A 19584-nucleotide genomic window follows, 5' to 3' on the forward strand; every position below is an offset into this window, starting at 1 on the left:
TTGCCTATCCCCTCTCTCTCCAGCATAGCTGGGTACTAATTTAAAATAAAAAAAGAGGCCAATTCCTCGACGGAATTGGTCTCTAGTTATCTAGTCAACCAAGTTAAACCTTTTTTGTATATATTAACCCAAATGATTTTCCTTGTCAAGCTGCTTTCTCTGTTTTTAACTTTAATTTTAGTGATCAAAATGGAATTGTACATGGCAACGTCCATTACTCATTTCCGATTTCATTTTATCGGCGTACTTTCTCATAAGAAAACCGGACAGCCTGATAAATGCGGACTCATCTTCCATTAGTTCAGCTTCTGTAGGACGTACCACAGGAAAATCCATCAAAATTCCATCATAATATATATCTACATCAAGATTAAACTCCTCAAAACTGACGTCCACTTTTATTTTTCCATTAGCTAGGCCAAGTTCGGTAGCTGACTCGACAAATTCATTGATCGCGAATGCGGCCCGTTTGATGATTTCACTTCGCGCCCCCCAAATTTCCCCGCTGGTTTCCATAAAATCAAACACTGTGCTGGAAGACGTGGTGCCTTGTTCCAATTCCAGAATTCGATGCTTATCAATACCAATTCGAAAAATTAAACTCAGAAAAATTGCCATAATTGAAGCCATAGCCATGCTCGTCTTGAACAAAGGCTGAAGCCATTCCGGCAAGGTCATGTAAAAATCAGGAATAATTTCGATCGCCATACCGAAGGCAAAGGATAAACCGATAACAAATATTTTTCTGGCATCCAGCATCCGTGAAGAACATATTTGCATTCCAGTCGGCAGCACAAAACTGATCTCGATTAGCAAAATGACACCCATTACTGGCTTGGGCATAATAGCAAATAATGCTGCAATTTTAGGTAAAAAGGCAAGCAAGATGAACATCGTGCCTACTCCGTAGGAGATACGCCGACTGGTAGCTCCGGTAGCTACAGACAAACCGACACTGCCAGAGCTGGTGGTTTGACCCATAGTACCTAAAAGCCCGCTTATTACCGAACTACATCCCTCCGAAAAAAGCCCCTTACTCACCGTATGAATATCCATCCGTTGCCAATTAGCATCGTTAACTTTTTGACAAGTAGAAATATTCGCGATAGTTTTGATGCTGGAACAAAATGCAGCTACCAAAAATGGAGCCAGCAAAGAGGAATCGAATGACCAGCCGACATGGTCCATGTCCGGGAAGGCAAAAAATGGAGCTTCCACAAATTTGGTTAGATGGGCTTCCGTAAGAACTCCCGTGTAATACGAAATCACATAGCCAACCAAAATTCCGCCAAGGATAGAATACTCACGCATCCTAGCCGTACCCCATACATGCATCACGATGATGACAGCCAGTGTCAGACAGGATATCCAAACTGTAGCGGCAACACTTACTCCCTCGTTTCTATCCAGGCCGACAAAACTCGGAATACTGTAATTGATAAAAGAAACAGCCATCATTGTAACAATCAGGCCCGTAATTTCCACCGGAAACAGAACACGCATTTTATGTAGCACCCGACTCATCAATATTTGGGATAGGCCAGCTACTATGGTCATGCCAAACATCAATGGAAAACCACCGGCCTTCACCGCCATTACAGAAGCAGGAAAGTAAGGCGCACCAGTTTCCTGTGCACAAAAATATCCGGAACCAAGCGGCCCTTTGTGACATGCCTGCATCAGTGTGCCGATTCCCATGGCAACCATCATCAGGCTGACAACGCTTTGCGCCAATTCGGTTGTACCTCCAATAGCCGAAACAATGAGCACCGGAAATATTAAATCAACTGACAGCATAATAATTTGCTGCAAAACTAAAGGAATGAATGATCGTAATGGCATACTATCTTCTACTCCATAAGCGAGATTCGCTGGTTTTTTGGGCTTGTCTTCCGACAATATGTCCACACTCCTCTTAAAATAAAGATAAAATAAATTACATAAGAGCTCTACCTTGCTATTAGAACATTCCACAAAGCTATAATAAATCCTTTTCATGGTATTGCCTAATTATCTGGAATGTTATTTTTACCAATGTCTTTTTCTTTTTATGAAATAATAATATGTGTAATTTCATAACGTATCGCGTGCTTTTGGCAAAGAAAAAAGCTGTTGTCAGCGATAAATTTATATCGCTACGACAGCCCCCGTTTCTAATCATATGCATTATCTCGATACCATAAATTATTCTTTCAGCAGTTTCAAAACCCCTCAATAAAGGCTAGCCCTGAAATAATTTCAGCCACTCCCCATAGCCTTCCTTCGCCAATTCTTCTTTGGGAATAAATCGCAATGCGGCAGAATTGATACAATATCGTAAATTCCCCGGCTGTGGACCATCAGTAAATACGTGTCCCAAATGTGAGTCTGCTTTTTTACTGCGCACTTCTGTACGAGCCATCCCATGGCTTGTATCAACCTTTTCCCGTATTTTCTCTTTATCTAACGGTTTTGTAAAACTAGGCCACGCACATCCGGAATTAAATTTCTCCACTGAACTAAATAACGGCTCCCCCGAAACAATATCAACATAAATACCTTCACGCTTATTATCCCAATACTCGTTTTGAAAGGGGATTTCAGTCGCATTTTCCTGAGTCACAGCAAATTGAAGCGGATTCAGACGCTTTTTCAACTGTTCATTATGGTCATAATTAGCACATTCCCTATCCATGCAATCCCTCTTTTCGTATAAATTTTCCAAACTACATATTTCACATTCCTGTTCAATCAATAAACATTTCGTTCAAAAGCCCTACGAAACCTTACCTCACTTTAGCGTTCTTCCCCTCTGACTAGGGAAGTTACTATCATCGAAACTTTTGCTGTGTATCCAGAATAACTATATCGAATATATTGTACTACGGCCGGATTATATATACCTCTGGTTTCTCTCCACCTAGCGACAATGGCAAATGATCGCTAAAACTTTTGTATTTCCCGCGCCAGGCGCATGCCGTTTAGCGTTACCAAGAGCGAAGCGCCGGTGTCAGCTAACACTGCCAGCCACAAATTGACGAAACCAGCGAAAGTCCCCAGCACAAACAACAATTTTATCACCAAAGAAAAGGTAACATTCTGCTTGATAATTGCCACCGTCTTGCGGCTAAGTTTCATAACATAGGACAGTTTGCTCAGATCATCGGACATCAGCGCAATATCGGCGGTTTCCAGCGCCGTATCCGACCCGGCCACCCCCATGGCGATGCCCACATCGGCTGTAGCCAATGCCGGAGCGTCGTTGACGCCGTCCCCCACCATGGCTACTCTGCCATACTTATGAGTCAATTGTTTTAAAGCCGACACTTTGTCTTCCGGCAGCAGTTCGCTGTAAAAAGCATCTATATTTAATTTATCAGCAATGGCTGCTGCCACCCGCTGGTTATCGCCAGTCAGCATCGCCATATTTTGTATTCCGGCAGCCCGCAGCGCGGCAAGCGCTTCCATGCTATTTTCCCGCAATGTGTCAGCGACAGCAATGGCACCCATTACTTGCTGCTTAGTACCGACCAGCATCACGGTCTTTCCTTGCTGTTCCAACTGAATCAACTGCTCTTCGTAGCTCGCCAAGGCATGCCCGATTTCTTCAAATAAGCGGCAGTTGCCAACATACACCGTCTGATCATCTACATTGGCCTGCGCTCCCCGGCCGGTGAGTGCCTTAAATTGGGTTACTGACTTTAAAGGTGCATTGCCAGCTTTAGCAACAATCGCCTGGGCCAGCGGGTGCTCCGACCACTTTTCGACCGCCGCGGCCAACAGTAACAGTTCTTCTTTGGCATTACCGTTTAACGGCACCACATCGGTCACCATCGGTTTACCAATGGTCAGCGTCCCCGTTTTGTCAAAGGCCACTGCTTGAATACGCCCCATCTGTTCTAAATGAGCCCCGCCCTTAATCAGCACCCCGCGACGCGAGGCATTACCGATAGCGGCTACAATCGATACCGGTGTGGAAATGACCAGTGCGCACGGACAAGAGATGACCAGCAGCACTAATGCCCGGTAAAACCAAAGATCAAAGGGTTGATTGAACACCAGCGACGGGATGAACATCAAACCTAACGACGCCAGAATAACAGCCGGCGTATAGTACTTGGCAAAAACATCAACAAACTGCTGCATAGGCGCCCTGTCCGCCTGCGCCTCTTCCACCATGTGCATGATCTTAGCCAGTGTCGAGTCGGCGGTCAGTTTTGTGACCGCGATTTCTAAAACACCCTGTTCATTAACTGTTCCAGCATACACCAGATCACCGACCTGCTTTTCCACCGGCATGGACTCGCCGGTAATCGGCGCCTGATTGACAGTAGAAACACCGCTCACAACATTACCGTCCATAGCAATGCGCTCTCCCGGTTTGACAATGATGACATCACCAACCACAATTTCTTCCACCGACAGCCGCAATTCCTGACCGTCCCGTCTCACCAGCGCTTCCCGCGGCGCTAAGTCCATCAGGGAGCGAATGGATTCCCGGGTTTTATCCAATGTATAGGCCTGCAGGGCATTGCCCAGCGAAAATAGGAACACAACGGTTGCACCCTCGCTCCATTCCCCGATGGCTACTGCGCCGACGACTGCAATGGTCATAAGGAAATTGGTATCCATGGTCAGGCTTTTAAGACCATATAGACCACTCTTTGCCACATGATAGCCGCCGACAGCTATAGCCGCAAAATAGAGTGGAATACTGATATTTTCACTCACCCCGACCCAATCCAGCAGGATGGCGGCCAGCAGAGCGACCCCGGAAATACTCGTAGCCAGCGTTCGCGGCTTGCGCCACCAGGCACCGGCCGGCTGAGCGCCAGGCCAGGCAGCCTGACCGTCACTGACCGCCTGATAACCCGCCTGCTGTACAGCTTTGATAATATCGGAATCGGTCAGAGCATGCTCGACCGTCAATTTGCCGGCGCCAAAATTTACTGCGGCTGACCGCACCCCAGCCAATGCGGTAATCTTTTTCTCCAGTTTGGCGGCGCAGTCAGCGCAGTCCATACCCGCAATCCTAAGCACCGACGTATGATAACCCGGCGCGTCCTGGGAAGCCTGCAGTATCGTTGCGCTATAGCCAAAGCCGCTTACGGTTTTGGTAATCTGGGCCACCTCTAAGAGCGTCTTATCATACACTACTTTTAGCTTGGCCGCCGCAAAATTTACTTGGGCCTCCCGCACGCCCGGCAGTCTGCGGATGCCTTTCTCCAGTTTAGCCGCGCAGTCGGCGCAATCCAACCCGTCAATACTAAAGGTACTATTCAGCATATTGGCACTATCTACAGCGGCGGCTACCTCAGCCGCCGAGGCAACAATATCACGCGAACTGTGGCAGCAGCCACAATGACATACTTCGGCCCTAGTTTTCATAATTATCATCCCTCCTGGCATTTCTACAATCATATGATTATATGTTCATATGTATCATGATAAATGATTACCTGCCTTCTTGTCAAGTCCTGGATTGCAGACCACACAACGGCAGCATAATCTAGGAGTATGATATAGTTGGCACTTTTCTACCTATTAGTATGCCAAACAAGAAGTAGATAAAAACAAGAGCAAAACCTGATGTACTCAATACTCAAGTTTTGCTCTGTTTGCTCTTGCTTGAATCTGCGAATTCCAAGAGTGATTTTAACTGCTTATCTTCTAGGCGTGGTTGATATGCTCTAATCCTTGGCACATCAGACCTACTACATGCTCGTCGTCCAATGAATACCAAGCCTCTTTTCCATCCTTGCGGAACTTGACTAGCCTGGCGGCGCGCAACACTCTAAGCTGGTGAGATATGGCTGACTGCCCCATTGATAATGTCTTAGCAATATCGCAAACGCACATTTCTCTAAGGGTTAAGAGATGTAATATTTTAATCCGGGTACTATCGCCTAAAATCTTAAATATTTCAGCCAACTGCTGTACTGTAGGTTCCGCCAGCATCTCCTCTTTTGCCCAGCAAATCGTCTCCGGATGTTCGCAAGTTTCCTCACACATATCACATAGTATGTTTTTCATATGTCACCTCAAAAATAGTGTTACCATGGCTCCTTACCCGTAGGCTGTACCTCTTATGCGATTAAATATTCATACATATAATAGTAAAGTCTGGTAAGTACTATGTCAAGGTGACGGCATTTTTGACGCTGATGTTTCATCGCTCTAAATTGTCATTTACTTGCCTCATAGCCTGATTAATAACGCCACAATACCGCAAAAGATAAACGAAATAACAATAATCTCCCATTATCAGTCCCGGTTTATTACATGTTCGACACGATCATATGTAAGATATTCCCATATCCATTTCATAAACACCACTGTGCGATTCCGGAAATGGACTAGCCGCAGCATATGCATTAAAGACCAAATCATCCAGGCAATAAAACCCTGGGACTTAAATTTGCCAATATTAACTACCGCGGCGTTACGGCCAATTGTAGCCATACTACCGACAGGCCTGTAAACAAATTTCTGCAGTGGACGGCCGTTCATCAGACTGATAATATTTTGGGCAACTACTCCGGCCTGCTGAATAGCAACCGGTGCAACCATCGGCAGCGGCGAATTATCCTGTTCAAAGTGCGCTGCATCGCCAATAATAAAAACTTCGGCTTTATTCTGGATATGCAAATACTCATTCACAATGACACGATGGGCGCGATCCTGTTCTTGTTTAAGGCTATCCAGCAGTTTAGTGGCGCATACACCCGCGGCCCAGATAACTGTATGGGTGGGAATTACTTCCCCGCCTTTTAGTAATAGTGTATTACCGTCAAAACCGCTAACTTGTACAAGTAACCGTACTTCAACATGCTTGCGAAGTAATATTTCGGCAGTGGCCTCTTGCAAATCCAAAGGCATAACAGGCAACAAAGCGTCCGAAGCCTCAACAAGCATGATACGTACTTCTTTAAAGTTCAGATTATGGTATTCTTTAGCCAATACAAAATGAATGAGTTCCGACAACGCCCCCGCACATTCAACACCAGTGGGACCACCACCTACTACGACAAAGGTAAGCAGCGAACGGCGTTTTTCCGGATCCGGTTCATGGGCAGCCAATTCGAACATTTCTATAATGTGGTCCCGGGTAGCAACCGATTGGCCAAGTGTTTTCACACATAAAGCGTTCTTTGCTAAGGATTCCATTCCAAAAAAGTTATTTGTACTGCCAGTAGCCACTATCAAATAATCAAAAGGGATCTGATGTCCCGTAACTGTAATAACACGGTTATCAGCTAGATCTATATCTATAACCTCATCCATATGAAACTCTATATTTTTTTGGTCACGAAAAATTGTCCGAATCGGACAGGCTATATCTTTTTCAGACAAACCGGCAGTAGCTACCTGGTACAATAATGGCTGAAATAAATGATAATTATGCTTATCGATTATCGTAATCTGCGCCGCCGTATTCGCTAATAGTTTCGCGGCCTGGATACCGCCAAAACCTGCTCCGACAATAATAATATGCGTTTTTTTATCCACTTGGCCCATTTGACTGATGCCCCCCTAGGCTAAAATTAACAATTGTGATGTCCCCTGATTTAGTTCCCTCTTTAATTTACTCTTAAGCTTAACGTCTAAAAGGACATAATAATACATTAAATAGCATTTCTTATTTTTAATTCCAGCTCAATCCTTCTAATTCCTTCAAAATATCTATTTTTTTTAAATATGTATTTTTATCTTGGTAGTAAAGTTAGTGAAGTAACTACCATAACCCCAAATGCATGAAAAAATTTTTAATTTCATTGACAGGAGCTAACTATGAGCGTATATTTAAATCAAGCAAAGTTACACTTTAACTTAAAATGGTAAATGTGATGAGGGAGAACTTGCGCTCTATGTCGTTTCAGAGAACCGGTGGGTGGTGTGAACCGGTACGATGGGAATGCAAACGTCGCTCCTGAACAGCAAGGCTGAACTGCAAAGTAAGCTGCGCCGGTCTCAACTCCGCAAGGAGTGCAGTCGTTATTCTGCTAAGGTTGTTTGACCTGATGAGAGATGCAGATAGTTTTATTTTATCTGTAAAAAGGGTGGTACCGCGAGAATAATCTCTTGCCCCTTTAAGTCTATTTGACTTGAAGGGCAAGAGTTTTTTTATTTTTACAGGGGGGTATGATGATGCATTACTTGAAAAACTTCGTTTGACGTTGTTTGTCAAAATACAAATCTTGGGGGGATTTTTTAGCATTCATCCTGACATGGATAGGTTAGCTTAATAATATATTTAGGAGATGGTATATAATTATGAGTAAACTAGCAAATATTGATTGGGGTAATTTAGGTTTTAACTATATGCAAACAGACTTTCGTTATGTTTCTACTTGGAAAGATGGCAAATGGGATGAGGGCGAACTAGTAACTGATAATAAACTTTCAATCAGCGTGGCATCGACCGCATTGCACTACGGACAACAATGTTTCGAGGGATTAAAAGCCTACCGGACAAAGAATGGGGATATCCAACTCTTCCGGCCTTATGAAAATGCCAAACGGATAAATCTCGGTGCTCAACGTCTGTTAATGCCGGAAATTCCTGAAGAAAAATTTGTCGATGCCGTATTACAAGTAGTGCGAGCCAATGAAGCCTATGTTCCTCCCTATGGTACTGGCGCCACTCTTTATATCAGGCCATTACTAATTGGTGTCGGAGATAATATTGGTGTCGGTCCGGCCCCGGAATATTTATTTTCAGTTTTCTGCATCCCTGTCGGTCCTTATTTCAAAGGTGGGATGACGCCTGTCAATTTTACTGTTTCCGACTTTGACCGGGCAGCCCCATATGGAACAGGAGCTGCCAAAGTAGGCGGCAACTATGCAGCAAGCCTGTACTCCTATCATTTAGCGAAGAAAAATGGGTTTGGTGATTGTATTTACCTTGATCCATTAACTCATACAAAAATCGAAGAAGTCGGCTCAGCCAATTTCTTCGGTATTACGTTAGATGACGAATTTGTCACACCAAAATCGCCTTCGATTTTACCAAGCATTACGAAATATTCCCTTCTCTATCTAGCTAAAGAAAATTTGGGTTTAAAAGTGGCAGAGCGGGACGCTTTGATTGATAATCTTAAAGAGTTTAAAGAAGCGGGTGCTTGCGGAACTGCAGCTGTTATTACTCCCATCGGTGGAATCCAATATAAGGGTAAACTCCACGTCTTCCATAGTGAAACAGAAGTTGGTCCAAATACTACCAAACTATACAACACTCTTTGTGGTATTCAATTCGGCGATTTGGAAGCTCCCGCCGGTTGGGTTATTAAAGTCTAGGAATATGCCCCTAATACCCATCGTGCTTGCCTCCCAGTCTGAGGTGGTAGCAGGTGTTGTTATTTACCTTCTATTGCTTAATGATTATGGCACTGCCATGCAAATCACAAATTGGAACAACAAATAATCTGTTTTCCCGGCAAAAATCCCGGATTGCCTTCTTTACCCCGGAGTACTGGCTACTGTTATAGTCATGGATAATAATATAGCCACCGATATTTACGCGGGGATAAAAATACTTCAATCCCTCAAATAACGGCTGATACAAATCTGCATCCAGACTTACAAGAGCAAAATTTTCTTCCAGGCCTCTCGCGGTATCAGGAAAGTATCCTGCTTTAAACACAGCTTGACCTGGATAAGGTAATCTAGCCAAAACTCTAGTTACACTTGTATTGTTATATCTTCCGGCTTCAGCACAAGATAACATATTTTCTTTTTCAATGTTTATATCACGTTCGTCAAATCCTGAAAAAGTATCAAATAAGTAAATCTTACGGTCGGGAAATAATCGATTTATTTCTGTTGCAAAATCTCCCTGATACACTCCCAATTCGGCAACTGCCCCCCTAGTGTTCTGCTCGTATATTTCTTCAGCAATCCACCTTAAGTTTGCCAAGCGTAAATCAAAAATTTCCCGGTAAGCATTAATTGGTATAATCTCAGCAGCAATCCCTAATTTCTCAATCTGCACCTTTACCTTTAAACTTTGTTCCTTATTAATAATCGCTATATAGATACGATCAGGATTTTTTAGAAAAAGCTGTCCGGGATTAATAACAGGAAGACCGTCCACTGCTTTTCCTTGCAATTTAACATTATTATCGCAATAAGCAACAACATCTACATCAGTGCTCAATAGTCTTCGCAGCATTTTACCGCCTTGTCCTGTTCCCCAAATTATTGCAGTTTTCATCAGCTCACCCCGACTAAGGAACTAATACAGCACTTTTGCTGCAAAGAGAAACGAGGCAAGCCATGCCGAATTTAATATCTTTCTCACAGACTTGCCTCCTTCAAATTTTATTTTACATTACATGCTTAAAATCAATCGTTTGACGAGTGTCTTAACTTCCTGTACCTTATACGAGTTATGACCGATTCCCTCTGCCCCTGCGCCTGCAAGCTCAGAAGCTTTTTCAGCCAACTGATCTGTAGGCGTTTTGCCAATTAGAAATTGCTCTACATTGGTAAGGCGAAGTGGAATAGGGGCAACACCGCCCATCACAATTCTCACATCAGCGATACCGCCATTATCAAGCTTATAAATGGAAGCCATACTTACCATCGCAAAGTCAACCGCTTCTCTGATTCTGTATTTATCGTACGCGGTTTTATAGCCCTCATAAATTGGAATTTCAATTTCAGTTACTAATTCACCAACTTCGAGCATATCATACGCCTTGAGCTTGGTGGTGAAGAAATCGCCAGCTTTTATCATTTTTTTGTTAGTTTTAATTTTTGCGTCAAGTGCAAGTAGAACCGGGGAAAGGTCTGAAGCATTGACTGAGTAACAACCGCAATTCATGCACCGGGAAGCCTCCTTGAGCATTGTCGCTAAGTCTAGGCTCTGGGTATCTTCAGCCTCTATGCTCCGTTTTTCAATGGGAAGCTCAGTCAGTTTGGCTGCTTCTTTAATCTTGACGCCGTTGACGTCATAGGTTAAGAAGCCCTTATCCTCAGTAACAGGAGCAGCTTTTACGCCAAGATACCCAGTTATTGACTTTGCCGCAATTCCGCCTGCCTTGATCGCTTTGATAACGGTGGAAGGCCCTGATGTTACGTCACCGCCAGCGTAAACGCCGGGTCTGCTGGTCATATGAGTCTCTTCACTCACCTGGATAAGTCCTCGCTGCAGTTGCATTTCATATTTCTCACCCAGGAAGGAAAGATCTACTTTCTGACCAATAGCCATAAGAATGGAATCAGCATTAACAACCTGCTTTTCGTTATAGTCATACTGAGGATTAAAGGCGCCTTTATCGTCGCGCACTGTAGTGCAACGAACAAGCTCCATGCCGGTTATCTTATCGCTGTTGTCACGCACAACCTTAGAAATTCCGAAAGAAGGAAGAATAGTAATGCCCTCTGCTTTGACGCGGGCAATTTCTTCCTTGCTAGCAGGCATCTCCGGCTCCGATTCGAGACAAGCTAGCGTAACCGATGCAGCGCCGAGTCGTTTTGCGGTCAACGCAACATCCATGGCAACGTTTCCGCCTCCGGTAACCAGTACATTTTTACCAACTTTGCCAGCCATCCAGCTATTAACCTCTATCAGAAAATCCAGACCAAACTCTGTTAATTCCTCGCCATCAAAGCCGAGAATTGGACGCTTCCACGCGCCGGTATCAAAGAATACGCTGTCAAATTTACTTTCGATTTCACTAATCGGAATGTCTTCACCGACAGCTGTCTTGAGAACAAAGTTGATTCCCATACCTTCGAGGGCGGCGACAAGGCTGCGAACATATTGCTTCGGCAAACGATAATTAGGAATGGCGTACGTTGAAAGGCCGCCTGCTTCCTCCATTTTGTCATAGACAGTGACAGAATGACCGTATTTTCTTAAAAAATAGGCTGCTGTCAGACCAGAGGGACCAGAACCGATTATTGCCACTTTTTTACCAGTGTTAGTAGCAGGCTTGGCATAAAATTTATCGGTGTGAGCCAAAATATAGTCGCCGACAGAACGCTCAACACTGCTAATCGCAACGCTATCGCCATTGCTGCATTGATTGCATTTTTCCTGGCACGTGTGAGCACATACCCGAGAGGTAATCATTGGCATCGGATTGACGCGCATAAGAATCTCAGCCGCGCCGTCAAAATCATTTTTACGCAATTTTTCCATATAACCAGGAATATCTGTGCCTGCAGGGCACTCAGCAGAGCATGAGCTTGGGCCTACCTTCATTCCTCCATAAATCGAATGATAACGGTTATCGCCATGAATAGCATAACACTCCTCGCCACCCTTGCGTTTACAGTTCATTCTTCTTCCGGCCTCATGCGGATAGCGATAAAACCAGCAACGTACATCCTGACAAATATTTCCGCCAATGGTGGCGACGTTACGAACCAGCGGAGTAGCAACTGATTTTGCAGCTTGAGAAACGATAGGTAGTTTTGCCTGCAACTCAGGCGAAGCAACTAAGTCCTTAAGTTTAGTTAACGCACCAATGGCTATCTTATCGCTGTCAAGCTTGATATAGGCAGAATTATCAATTGTTTTAAGATCGACAACCGTTTCCGGGTAAGTAGTAAGGATTTTATCTTTGAGAACACCGATGAGATCGGTTCCGCCAGCAATAGCAACCTTTTTGCCCTTCTTTGCACTAATGAGGATCTCTCCTGCCTGATCGAATGAGGTGGCACTTTCATGTTTAAAATATTTCATTTATGTTCTCCTTCCTTAAGCCTTCTTCAATGCTTTTAGAACAACTGCCGGCGTAGCGGGATACTCTGCAACCTCTACTCCAATTGCATTAGAAATAGCCAGCATTACTGCACTGGCTCCTGCTGCACCGGAAACTTCACCTATGCCTAGAGCCTTGAACATGAAAGAATCAACCTGTGATTCCATGATTACTGCCTCATAATGCGGGAACTCGTTGAAAGGACGCCACTTGTACTCGATCAAATTGGTAGTTAATGGTCTGCCGGTATTAGGGTCATAAATGCATTCTTCAAAAAGTGCAGTGTCAACACAGGCCGAACCAATACCACCCTGCAATTGCATTAATACAGCTCTGGAATCTATAATTTGGCCGATATCGGTACCGCCTGTAATCTTAACGATCTTAGTAAATCCGGTGTCGGTATCAACCTCAACCTCGACAATGAATATCATACAACTGGGAATATCAAACTGCTCGATATGTCGTCCATAACCTGTAATATTGAGATCCTTCGGTCCTAGCTTCTTAATTGGGATTTTTTTCTCAGGGTTATCACGAACATAAACTATGAAATCCTTCATTTCAAGTTGCTCTTCGGAAACTCCAAAGTGAAGTGCTCCCAATTCAAAAACTTTTTTCTTAGCGTCAGCTGCCGCAAGTGTACAAGCCTTTCCAGATGTAATGGTACCCCTTGAACCACATAGTCCAAAATTTGTCGGGTTATTCATAGAATCCGGCTCAGTTACCTTTACCTTTTCAATCGGAACATTAAGCACCTCAGCAACCATCTTCGCTACATTGCTTCGTTGACCCATACCGGACTCAGTGATGTCACACTGAACCACGACGGTAGATCCTTTGCCTTTAATATCAGAAATTAGTCGTACATAAGCTTCAGTGTTGTCCTCTCCAATGTCAGCATTTCCGATAACAGCAGCACCGACGCCTCTAGCTTTACTGCCATTAACTGATGTAGGAATACCCCAACCTTTCCATTTGTCCTTCCAGCCAAACTTGTCAGCAGCATTTTGTATAGCCTCGGGAAACTTGGTTGGTACCCTACTTTGCCACCAGCGGCCATCACGCCAAATATAACGGTCTCCAGGAGAAACATAGTTCTTTTTATAACATTCGATAGGATCAAAGCCACCTGCGCGCATTGTACGCGCCATTAACAATGTCAAACAACTATTGAGCTCCTGTCCGCCATAGCCACGAACAATACCAGCAGGACATTTGTTCGTTACGGCAATGTGGCTGTCCAGATTCCAGTTTTTGCACTTGGCCATAACTAACTGTGCTTCACCTAGGCCAACACCGACCTGACCTTGCACTGAATCGGCAAGAGCACCGGTATCGACCATCCAATCCCCTTCAACAGCACAAACAATACCTTCTTTGTCCATTCCTATCTTTGCTTTAATTTTGCTGCCCAGACGCACTTCATGCGCCATAAGCTGCTCGCATTTGGTCAAAAAGAACTTAACCGGACGATTAGTGGTCTTGGCCAGCAGCGCCGCGCATAATACCGTCACGCTTAAGGTCTGCTTGTTGCCATAGCTGCCGCCCACATTAAAGGTCTTCACACGAAGATTAGAGCCAGGAATACGGGGCGAATTAAACAACTTGAGTATATAGGGACTCTGTGAGGTCGCCCATATGGTATAGTCAGGGCCTCCTTCCCAACGAACGATGGCGCCAGGGGGTTCGGGAGCTAGTGGCGCCGGCATTTTATTGAACTCTACGAGATCCTCTGCGACAAATGCCGCTTCGGCAAATCCCTTTTCCACGTCACCATACATAACCTGCCAATGCGGGCCATCAGGCTGGAAGTGAGGAACGCCTGGATCAACCAGATTATTTTTAAAACGTTCATAAATCTGAGGAGCACCTTCAGCAAGAGCCACTGCTGCATCGAAAATAGCAGGCAATTCTTCGTATTCTACTATAATAAGATCAACGGCTTCCTCCGCGATTTCTACGGTGTCTGCTGCAACAATAGCAACAAGATCTCCAGCAAAATAAACGATTTCATCCATCAGTTTCTTATGAACAGGCCAGCCAAGTTCCCACCCCTTCGGTATCTCCTTATGGGTGATAACCGTATGGACACCTTTGAGCTTCTTTGCTTCAGTAGTATCTATAAAAGTGATCCGGGCATGAGGATATGGGCTACGGAGTGCCTTGCCAAAAATCATTTGTGGAACCTTGAAATCGTCAAGGAATGTCGCCTTTCCGGTAACAATATCGTTTGCTTCCAACCGTTTGGTATATTTCCCTATATAACGATACTCTGCCATTAATTACGCCTCCTTATTTCCGGCAATGCTATTCAATGCTTCCATTACCGTATAGTGACTTATGCATCTGCAGTAATTGCCAGATAGTGCCTCTGCAAGCTCTTCCTGCGTTGGATGAGGGTTTTTGTCAAGAAGGGCCTTTGACGCCATGATGATTCCAGGGGTGCAATAACCGCACTGGAACGAATAGTAATCAATAAATGCTTGTTGAATGGGATCAAGCTCTCCCGTAATTGGATCCGCTAAACCCTCAATCGTGATAATATCCTTTCCCTCGCATTCGACTGTCAACAGCATACAGGAAGTCACCGCATCGCCATCCAGGATCACAGTACAGCAACCGCAGGCGCCCTCACCGCAGGACTCTTTAGAACCTGTAAGTTCCAAACGGTTGCGCAATGTCTGGGAAAGTGTCTCTGAATCTGGAATCTCACCAATTCTTGTTCCAACAGGGAATTCATATTCTTTGCCATTAACTTTCAATGTAACATATTGCTTTTCCATGCTTTTCCTCCGTTCTTTTTTGATTTAATTGCAAGTATTCGTAATGAATACTTGGAACGCAAAAGGAGTGTAAATATAATTAGGTAGTTCGGCCGACCTGTCAAGGTGCAAAATTTTTTCCTTTTAACCCTAAGTTATATAAGACATAGTTGCTCACATCCTTTCGCCAAAAGCAGTTTCACTATTTAATAATTTAGGCAGGGGCTTCTTTAGAAAGATACTTTACAAACAATCCCTTTCCTATCGGCGATATCAGCGTTTGTCGGAACCTTGCATTCTTTACCTAAGTATGATATCTTTTAGATAATATTGCCAATTGGCAAGCTTATAGAATGATTTAGAAAACCAGGTGAGGAACCGATAATGAATACTCAAAATAATAAAAGTAAAGATAATTCCACTAAAGACCGCCTCATTCACGAGGCCCGCAAATTGTTTGCCGAACTGGGATATGATGCAACTACTACCAGAATGATTGCCAATAAAACAGGAATTTCGCAATCGGCAATTTCTTTTCACTTTACAACTAAAGAAAACCTCTGCAAATGCGTTGTTGAATACACGGCTTGTCAAATTGCCGCAGCCTATGACTCGATGTGCCAAGAAATTGAACAAGCTTACCAAGACGGCGTGATAACTAGAGATCTGGCCTGGTCTTACATCAATAAACTTTTGCTGCATCAAATTCATTATTCCTTTAATCAAAGGAACAGAAATATCATCGGTCTCGTACTCCGTGAGTCCAGCTTCCCGCCGCAAATTGCCGGCATCCTTTCTAAAATCATTTTTGAAAAGATTGAGGGCCCTCTAACCCGTTTAATTGTCACCGTATCAGGACGTGATGATTGCTTCTGGGCGGCGGTCATTAGCCGTACTATTAACGGCTCCATACTTACCTTCGCTGAACACCCACTGTTATTGAAAAACATAATTCAAACAACCAACTCTTCAGATTCCGGTGGCAGTAATACAAATTTTTTTGTTAAGTTAAAAGCTATAATTCAAACAGCCGATTCCTTAGATCAAAATGATTTGATTATCAGCTATATTCATGAATATCTGGTTGGGGGCATTAAAGCCATCATTGCCCAAAATAACATTTCTGTCGATGGTAGCTCAACTCTGTTCTGCCTCGGTAAATAGTAAAAAACCGTTATCCACTCCGCAATACAAATTTTTGTACTTTACCGGTAGTTGTTCTAGGCAGTTTATCCAAAAACTCATAGGAATCGGGAACTTTACAAATGGCAATCCGCTCAGTCAACCACGCTTTCAGCTCGGCGGCGCACAATAAGCCTTTGACTTTGGGAACTATAAACGCTTTGACCCGTTCACCTAACATTTTGTCAGAAATGCCGATTATGGCAACCTCACGCACGAGTGGATGGGCTTCCAGAACAATCTCTATTTCCCGGGGATAAATATTCTCTCCACCGCGAATAATCATATCCCTTTTACGATCAGTAATAAAAAGGTACCCTTCATTATCAAAATAGCCTAAATCCCCAGTATGCAAAAATCCGCCCCGCATCACCTCGGCAAACTGCTCCGGCTTATTCAAATAGCCAGACATCAAGCAATCGCCTTGAATGCAAATTTCTCCGATTACATTATTTGGCAGAATATTACCCTGTTCATCCATTATTTCAACTTTTTGTTCGGTATAAGGCATACCGCATGAACCTTCCTTAAAGTGTCCCAGCGGCGGCTCGACACTGGTTCCGCTACAAGCCTCGGTTAGACCATAGCCGACCAGAAAATCAATATTGTAACAATCTTTAAACCTCCGGCGCGTTTCCACTGAAAGTGGAGCTGCGCCGGTATTTGCATACTTTATTTTTACTTTGGTCATATCAACACTTTGCGGGTCAATTTTGTTCAAAATATAGTCATACATAGTCGGTACACCCATAATAATAGTAATCCCATATTTGATAACATCCCGCCAAAAATCACTGACAGAGAAACGAGTGCTGATACACAAGGCTTGCCCGGCGTAACTTAATGGATAAGTAAACACACATAACGGACAGGCGTGAAACATTGGTAACATCAGCAACATTACATCATCACCGGTTACAATACCGCTGCGGTTAACATCCCGGCAAACCGAAAGGCCTGCTTTATTGGGAAGCAGCACTCCCTTCGGCCGCCCAGTTGTGCCAGACGAATATAGCAGCAAAAAATTATCGTCCGGACTTTGTGGGACTAAACATTCATCAACCTGATACCTTGCTAAGATGTCAGCCATCTTTTCCCGTACTAATTTTGAAGAATGTTCAGATTCAGTCGCCACCTCTACTACATAAGGATGGCAACCCGCCTTGTTAAAACCCTTGGTGAATTCAGTCATAAAATCATTGCCGACAAATGCTACCTTAGGCCGGGCGTCATTAAGAAGATAGGCAATCTCTGTACCTTTCAACATATAATGAACTGCCATAGCTATCGCCCCTAGTTTTTGGGCTCCCCACATGGCGTAGTAAATTTCAGGAGAATTCTGAACCATAACTGCGACAACATCTCCCTTTTTCACGCCCTTTGCCTTGAGAAAATTGGCTACCTTATTCGCCCGGTCATTGGTATCCTTGTACGTTAATTTCTGATCATAATAATATACATGCGGCGCAGCCGGAGTTTCCCTCGACCGTACCGTAAGCATTTGCGCTATACTCTCAAATTCTAACTGTCTGCCCTGCAGATAGGGCTGCTTATCGAGCGGAATATGCGGTGCTACCGGTCGTCTCGTAGTCATGATACTAACCCCTCCGCACTAATAATATTCTTTATATTGCTACTACGGTCTCATCGTGCAATATGATTAGTGCTAAGGAGTTTACTTCTTTTATCAAGCATTTTGTAACCAAAGGTAATAACAAGCCCGATAACATTTAAGACCATGGCAAACCAAAATGCCTGGGTATAAATTCCATTATTGGCCTTCGCAACATTGGCGGCAATCATTGGCCCATAATAAGCCGCTACACCGAAAGCTACAAAAGTAATCCCATAGTTAACCCCGACATTTTTCGTCCCATAATTTTCCGCAACCAGCGATGGGAAAATGGCTTGGGCTCCTCCGAAGCAGGCACCGATTCCTGCGCCGGCAGCGGCAAAACCAACGTACGAAGCTGCATTTGTCAACAAGAACAGCATGCACGCCGAGATGGTAAACATAATGGCGAGCGTATTAGGTCGCCCAATTTTATCTGATACAAATCCAAAAATAATACGTCCGGCCATGTTAAAGACAGCAATTAAACTGACGTAAAAGGCGGCAATTTGTGGACTTAATTTGAACATGGTCTGGCCGATTGACGAAGCGTGGGCCAAAATCATCAGTCCGGACAAAGCAGCTATGGCAAACATGCAGGCCATAACATACCAGCGAGGGTCTTGCAGCATTTGTCGCCAATTTTTGTCAATCAACGCCGGGCTTACCGCGTTAGCGGCGACCGGAGGCTGCCAGCCTTCGGGCCGGTATCCCGTGGGAGCAGCTTTTATGATTAACGAACAAACCAAAATAACTACCAAAAACACGGCCCCGAATATTTTAAAGGTATCCAGCACACCATTGTTCATAATCAAGAAACTGGCGATTGGAGCTGCAATCATCGCCCCTGAACCATATCCGGCCGCGGCCAATCCAACTGCCAACCCCCGTTTATCTGGGAAAAACTTATTCGTGTTGGCTACATTGCCGGCGTAAACAATTCCTCCACCAACCCCAGCAATAAGTGAAAACGTAAAATAAAGCATCTCCGGGCTGGAAATGAATCCGGTAAAAAACATACCTACACCGAAGAGGATGCCGCCAATCACAATGTTAAACTTTGCTCCCTTATGGTCTTGCAGCATACCACCTGCAGTCATGACAATCGGCCCAGTGATGAAAGTAAGTGTAAAAGCTAAAGCAAGAACCGGTCCACTCCAACCAAACAAATTTCCCAGCGGCATTGCAAAAACGCTCCAGGCATATTGTGATCCGATACAAACATTAACAATGATTGTCGCGCCAAGTATTAACCAACGGTTATATTTTGTTTCCATATTAATACCCCCATTTATCCAAATTATTGGACTATCCGTGGCTGGTATTCTTTACC

12 protein-coding genes, 1 pseudogene and 1 other annotated feature are annotated in these 19584 nt (G+C 44.1%); of the genes and pseudogenes, 2 read left to right on the forward strand and 11 right to left on the reverse strand.

Annotated features, from left to right (window positions below):
* Nucleotides 1-177: 177 nt before the first annotated feature.
* The 5 genes and pseudogenes from SALPA_RS01190 to SALPA_RS01210 all read right to left on the reverse strand — a co-directional run bounded on the left by SALPA_RS01190 (nucleotide 178) and on the right by SALPA_RS01210 (nucleotide 7497).
* Nucleotides 178-1899 carry a uracil-xanthine permease family protein gene (locus SALPA_RS01190; RefSeq protein WP_186450844.1) on the reverse strand — a complete coding sequence of 574 codons (1722 nt, stop codon included), beginning with the start codon at nucleotides 1897-1899 and terminating at the stop codon, nucleotides 178-180.
* 322 nt (nucleotides 1900-2221) lie between these two features.
* Entirely contained in the window at nucleotides 2222-2674 is a 453-nt protein-coding gene (gene msrB / locus SALPA_RS01195) for a peptide-methionine (R)-S-oxide reductase MsrB (protein WP_145088676.1), read from the reverse strand.
* A gap of 248 nt (nucleotides 2675-2922) precedes the next feature.
* Nucleotides 2923-5343 (reverse strand): annotated as a pseudogene (locus SALPA_RS01200) (heavy metal translocating P-type ATPase); the annotation flags it as partial.
* A gap of 306 nt (nucleotides 5344-5649) precedes the next feature.
* Nucleotides 5650-5937 carry an ArsR/SmtB family transcription factor gene (locus SALPA_RS01205; RefSeq protein ID WP_370516696.1) on the reverse strand — a complete coding sequence of 96 codons (288 nt, stop codon included), beginning with the start codon at nucleotides 5935-5937 and terminating at the stop codon, nucleotides 5650-5652.
* A 306-nt stretch (nucleotides 5938-6243) separates the two neighbouring features.
* Entirely contained in the window at nucleotides 6244-7497 is a 1254-nt protein-coding gene (locus tag SALPA_RS01210) for an NAD(P)/FAD-dependent oxidoreductase (protein ID WP_145088682.1), read from the reverse strand.
* 320 nt (nucleotides 7498-7817) lie between these two features.
* Nucleotides 7818-8072 (forward strand) — a binding site (T-box leader).
* A 181-nt stretch (nucleotides 8073-8253) separates the two neighbouring features.
* Between SALPA_RS01210 and SALPA_RS01215 the strand changes: the two genes are divergently transcribed.
* Nucleotides 8254-9276, forward strand: coding sequence for a branched-chain amino acid aminotransferase (locus tag SALPA_RS01215; RefSeq protein ID WP_145088684.1), 1023 nt, complete (start codon nucleotides 8254-8256; stop codon nucleotides 9274-9276).
* Nucleotides 9277-9346: 70 nt separating this feature from the next.
* On the opposite strand, the gene SALPA_RS01220 is transcribed toward SALPA_RS01215, so the two are convergent.
* The 4 genes from SALPA_RS01220 to SALPA_RS01235 form a co-directional block, all read right to left on the reverse strand.
* A complete protein-coding gene (locus SALPA_RS01220) occupies nucleotides 9347-10192 on the reverse strand; it encodes a TylF/MycF/NovP-related O-methyltransferase (RefSeq protein WP_145088686.1) in 846 nt (281 codons plus the stop codon).
* Nucleotides 10193-10309: 117 nt separating this feature from the next.
* Nucleotides 10310-12673 (reverse strand): FAD-dependent oxidoreductase, encoded by a 2364-nt coding sequence (locus SALPA_RS01225; protein ID WP_145088688.1) that lies wholly within the window; start codon nucleotides 12671-12673, stop codon nucleotides 10310-10312.
* A 15-nt stretch (nucleotides 12674-12688) separates the two neighbouring features.
* Entirely contained in the window at nucleotides 12689-14974 is a 2286-nt protein-coding gene (locus SALPA_RS01230) for a xanthine dehydrogenase family protein molybdopterin-binding subunit (protein ID WP_145088690.1), read from the reverse strand.
* 3 nt (nucleotides 14975-14977) lie between these two features.
* On the reverse strand, nucleotides 14978-15478 hold the full coding sequence (locus tag SALPA_RS01235) for a (2Fe-2S)-binding protein (RefSeq protein WP_145088692.1): 501 nt from the start codon (nucleotides 15476-15478) through the stop codon (nucleotides 14978-14980).
* Between the two features lie 363 nt (nucleotides 15479-15841).
* On the opposite strand from SALPA_RS01235, the gene SALPA_RS01240 reads away from it, so the two are divergent.
* The gene (locus tag SALPA_RS01240; protein WP_145088695.1) at nucleotides 15842-16621 is read left to right on the forward strand and encodes a TetR/AcrR family transcriptional regulator; all 780 of its coding nucleotides are present in this window, start codon (nucleotides 15842-15844) and stop codon (nucleotides 16619-16621) included.
* 10 nt (nucleotides 16622-16631) lie between these two features.
* Here the strand turns inward: SALPA_RS01240 and SALPA_RS01245 are convergent, their stop codons facing one another.
* Together SALPA_RS01245 and SALPA_RS01250 are read right to left on the reverse strand one after the other, a co-directional pair.
* Entirely contained in the window at nucleotides 16632-18233 is a 1602-nt protein-coding gene (locus SALPA_RS01245; RefSeq protein ID WP_145088698.1) for a class I adenylate-forming enzyme family protein, read from the reverse strand.
* Between the two features lie 50 nt (nucleotides 18234-18283).
* Nucleotides 18284-19528: an OFA family MFS transporter gene (locus SALPA_RS01250; RefSeq protein ID WP_145088701.1), complete on the reverse strand. Its 1245-nt coding sequence runs from the start codon at nucleotides 19526-19528 to the stop codon at nucleotides 18284-18286.
* Between the last annotated feature and the right edge of the window lie 56 nt (nucleotides 19529-19584).

This window comes from Sporomusa sp. KB1 (assembly GCF_007830295.1).
Lineage (GTDB): Bacteria > Bacillota > Negativicutes > Sporomusales > Sporomusaceae > Sporomusa.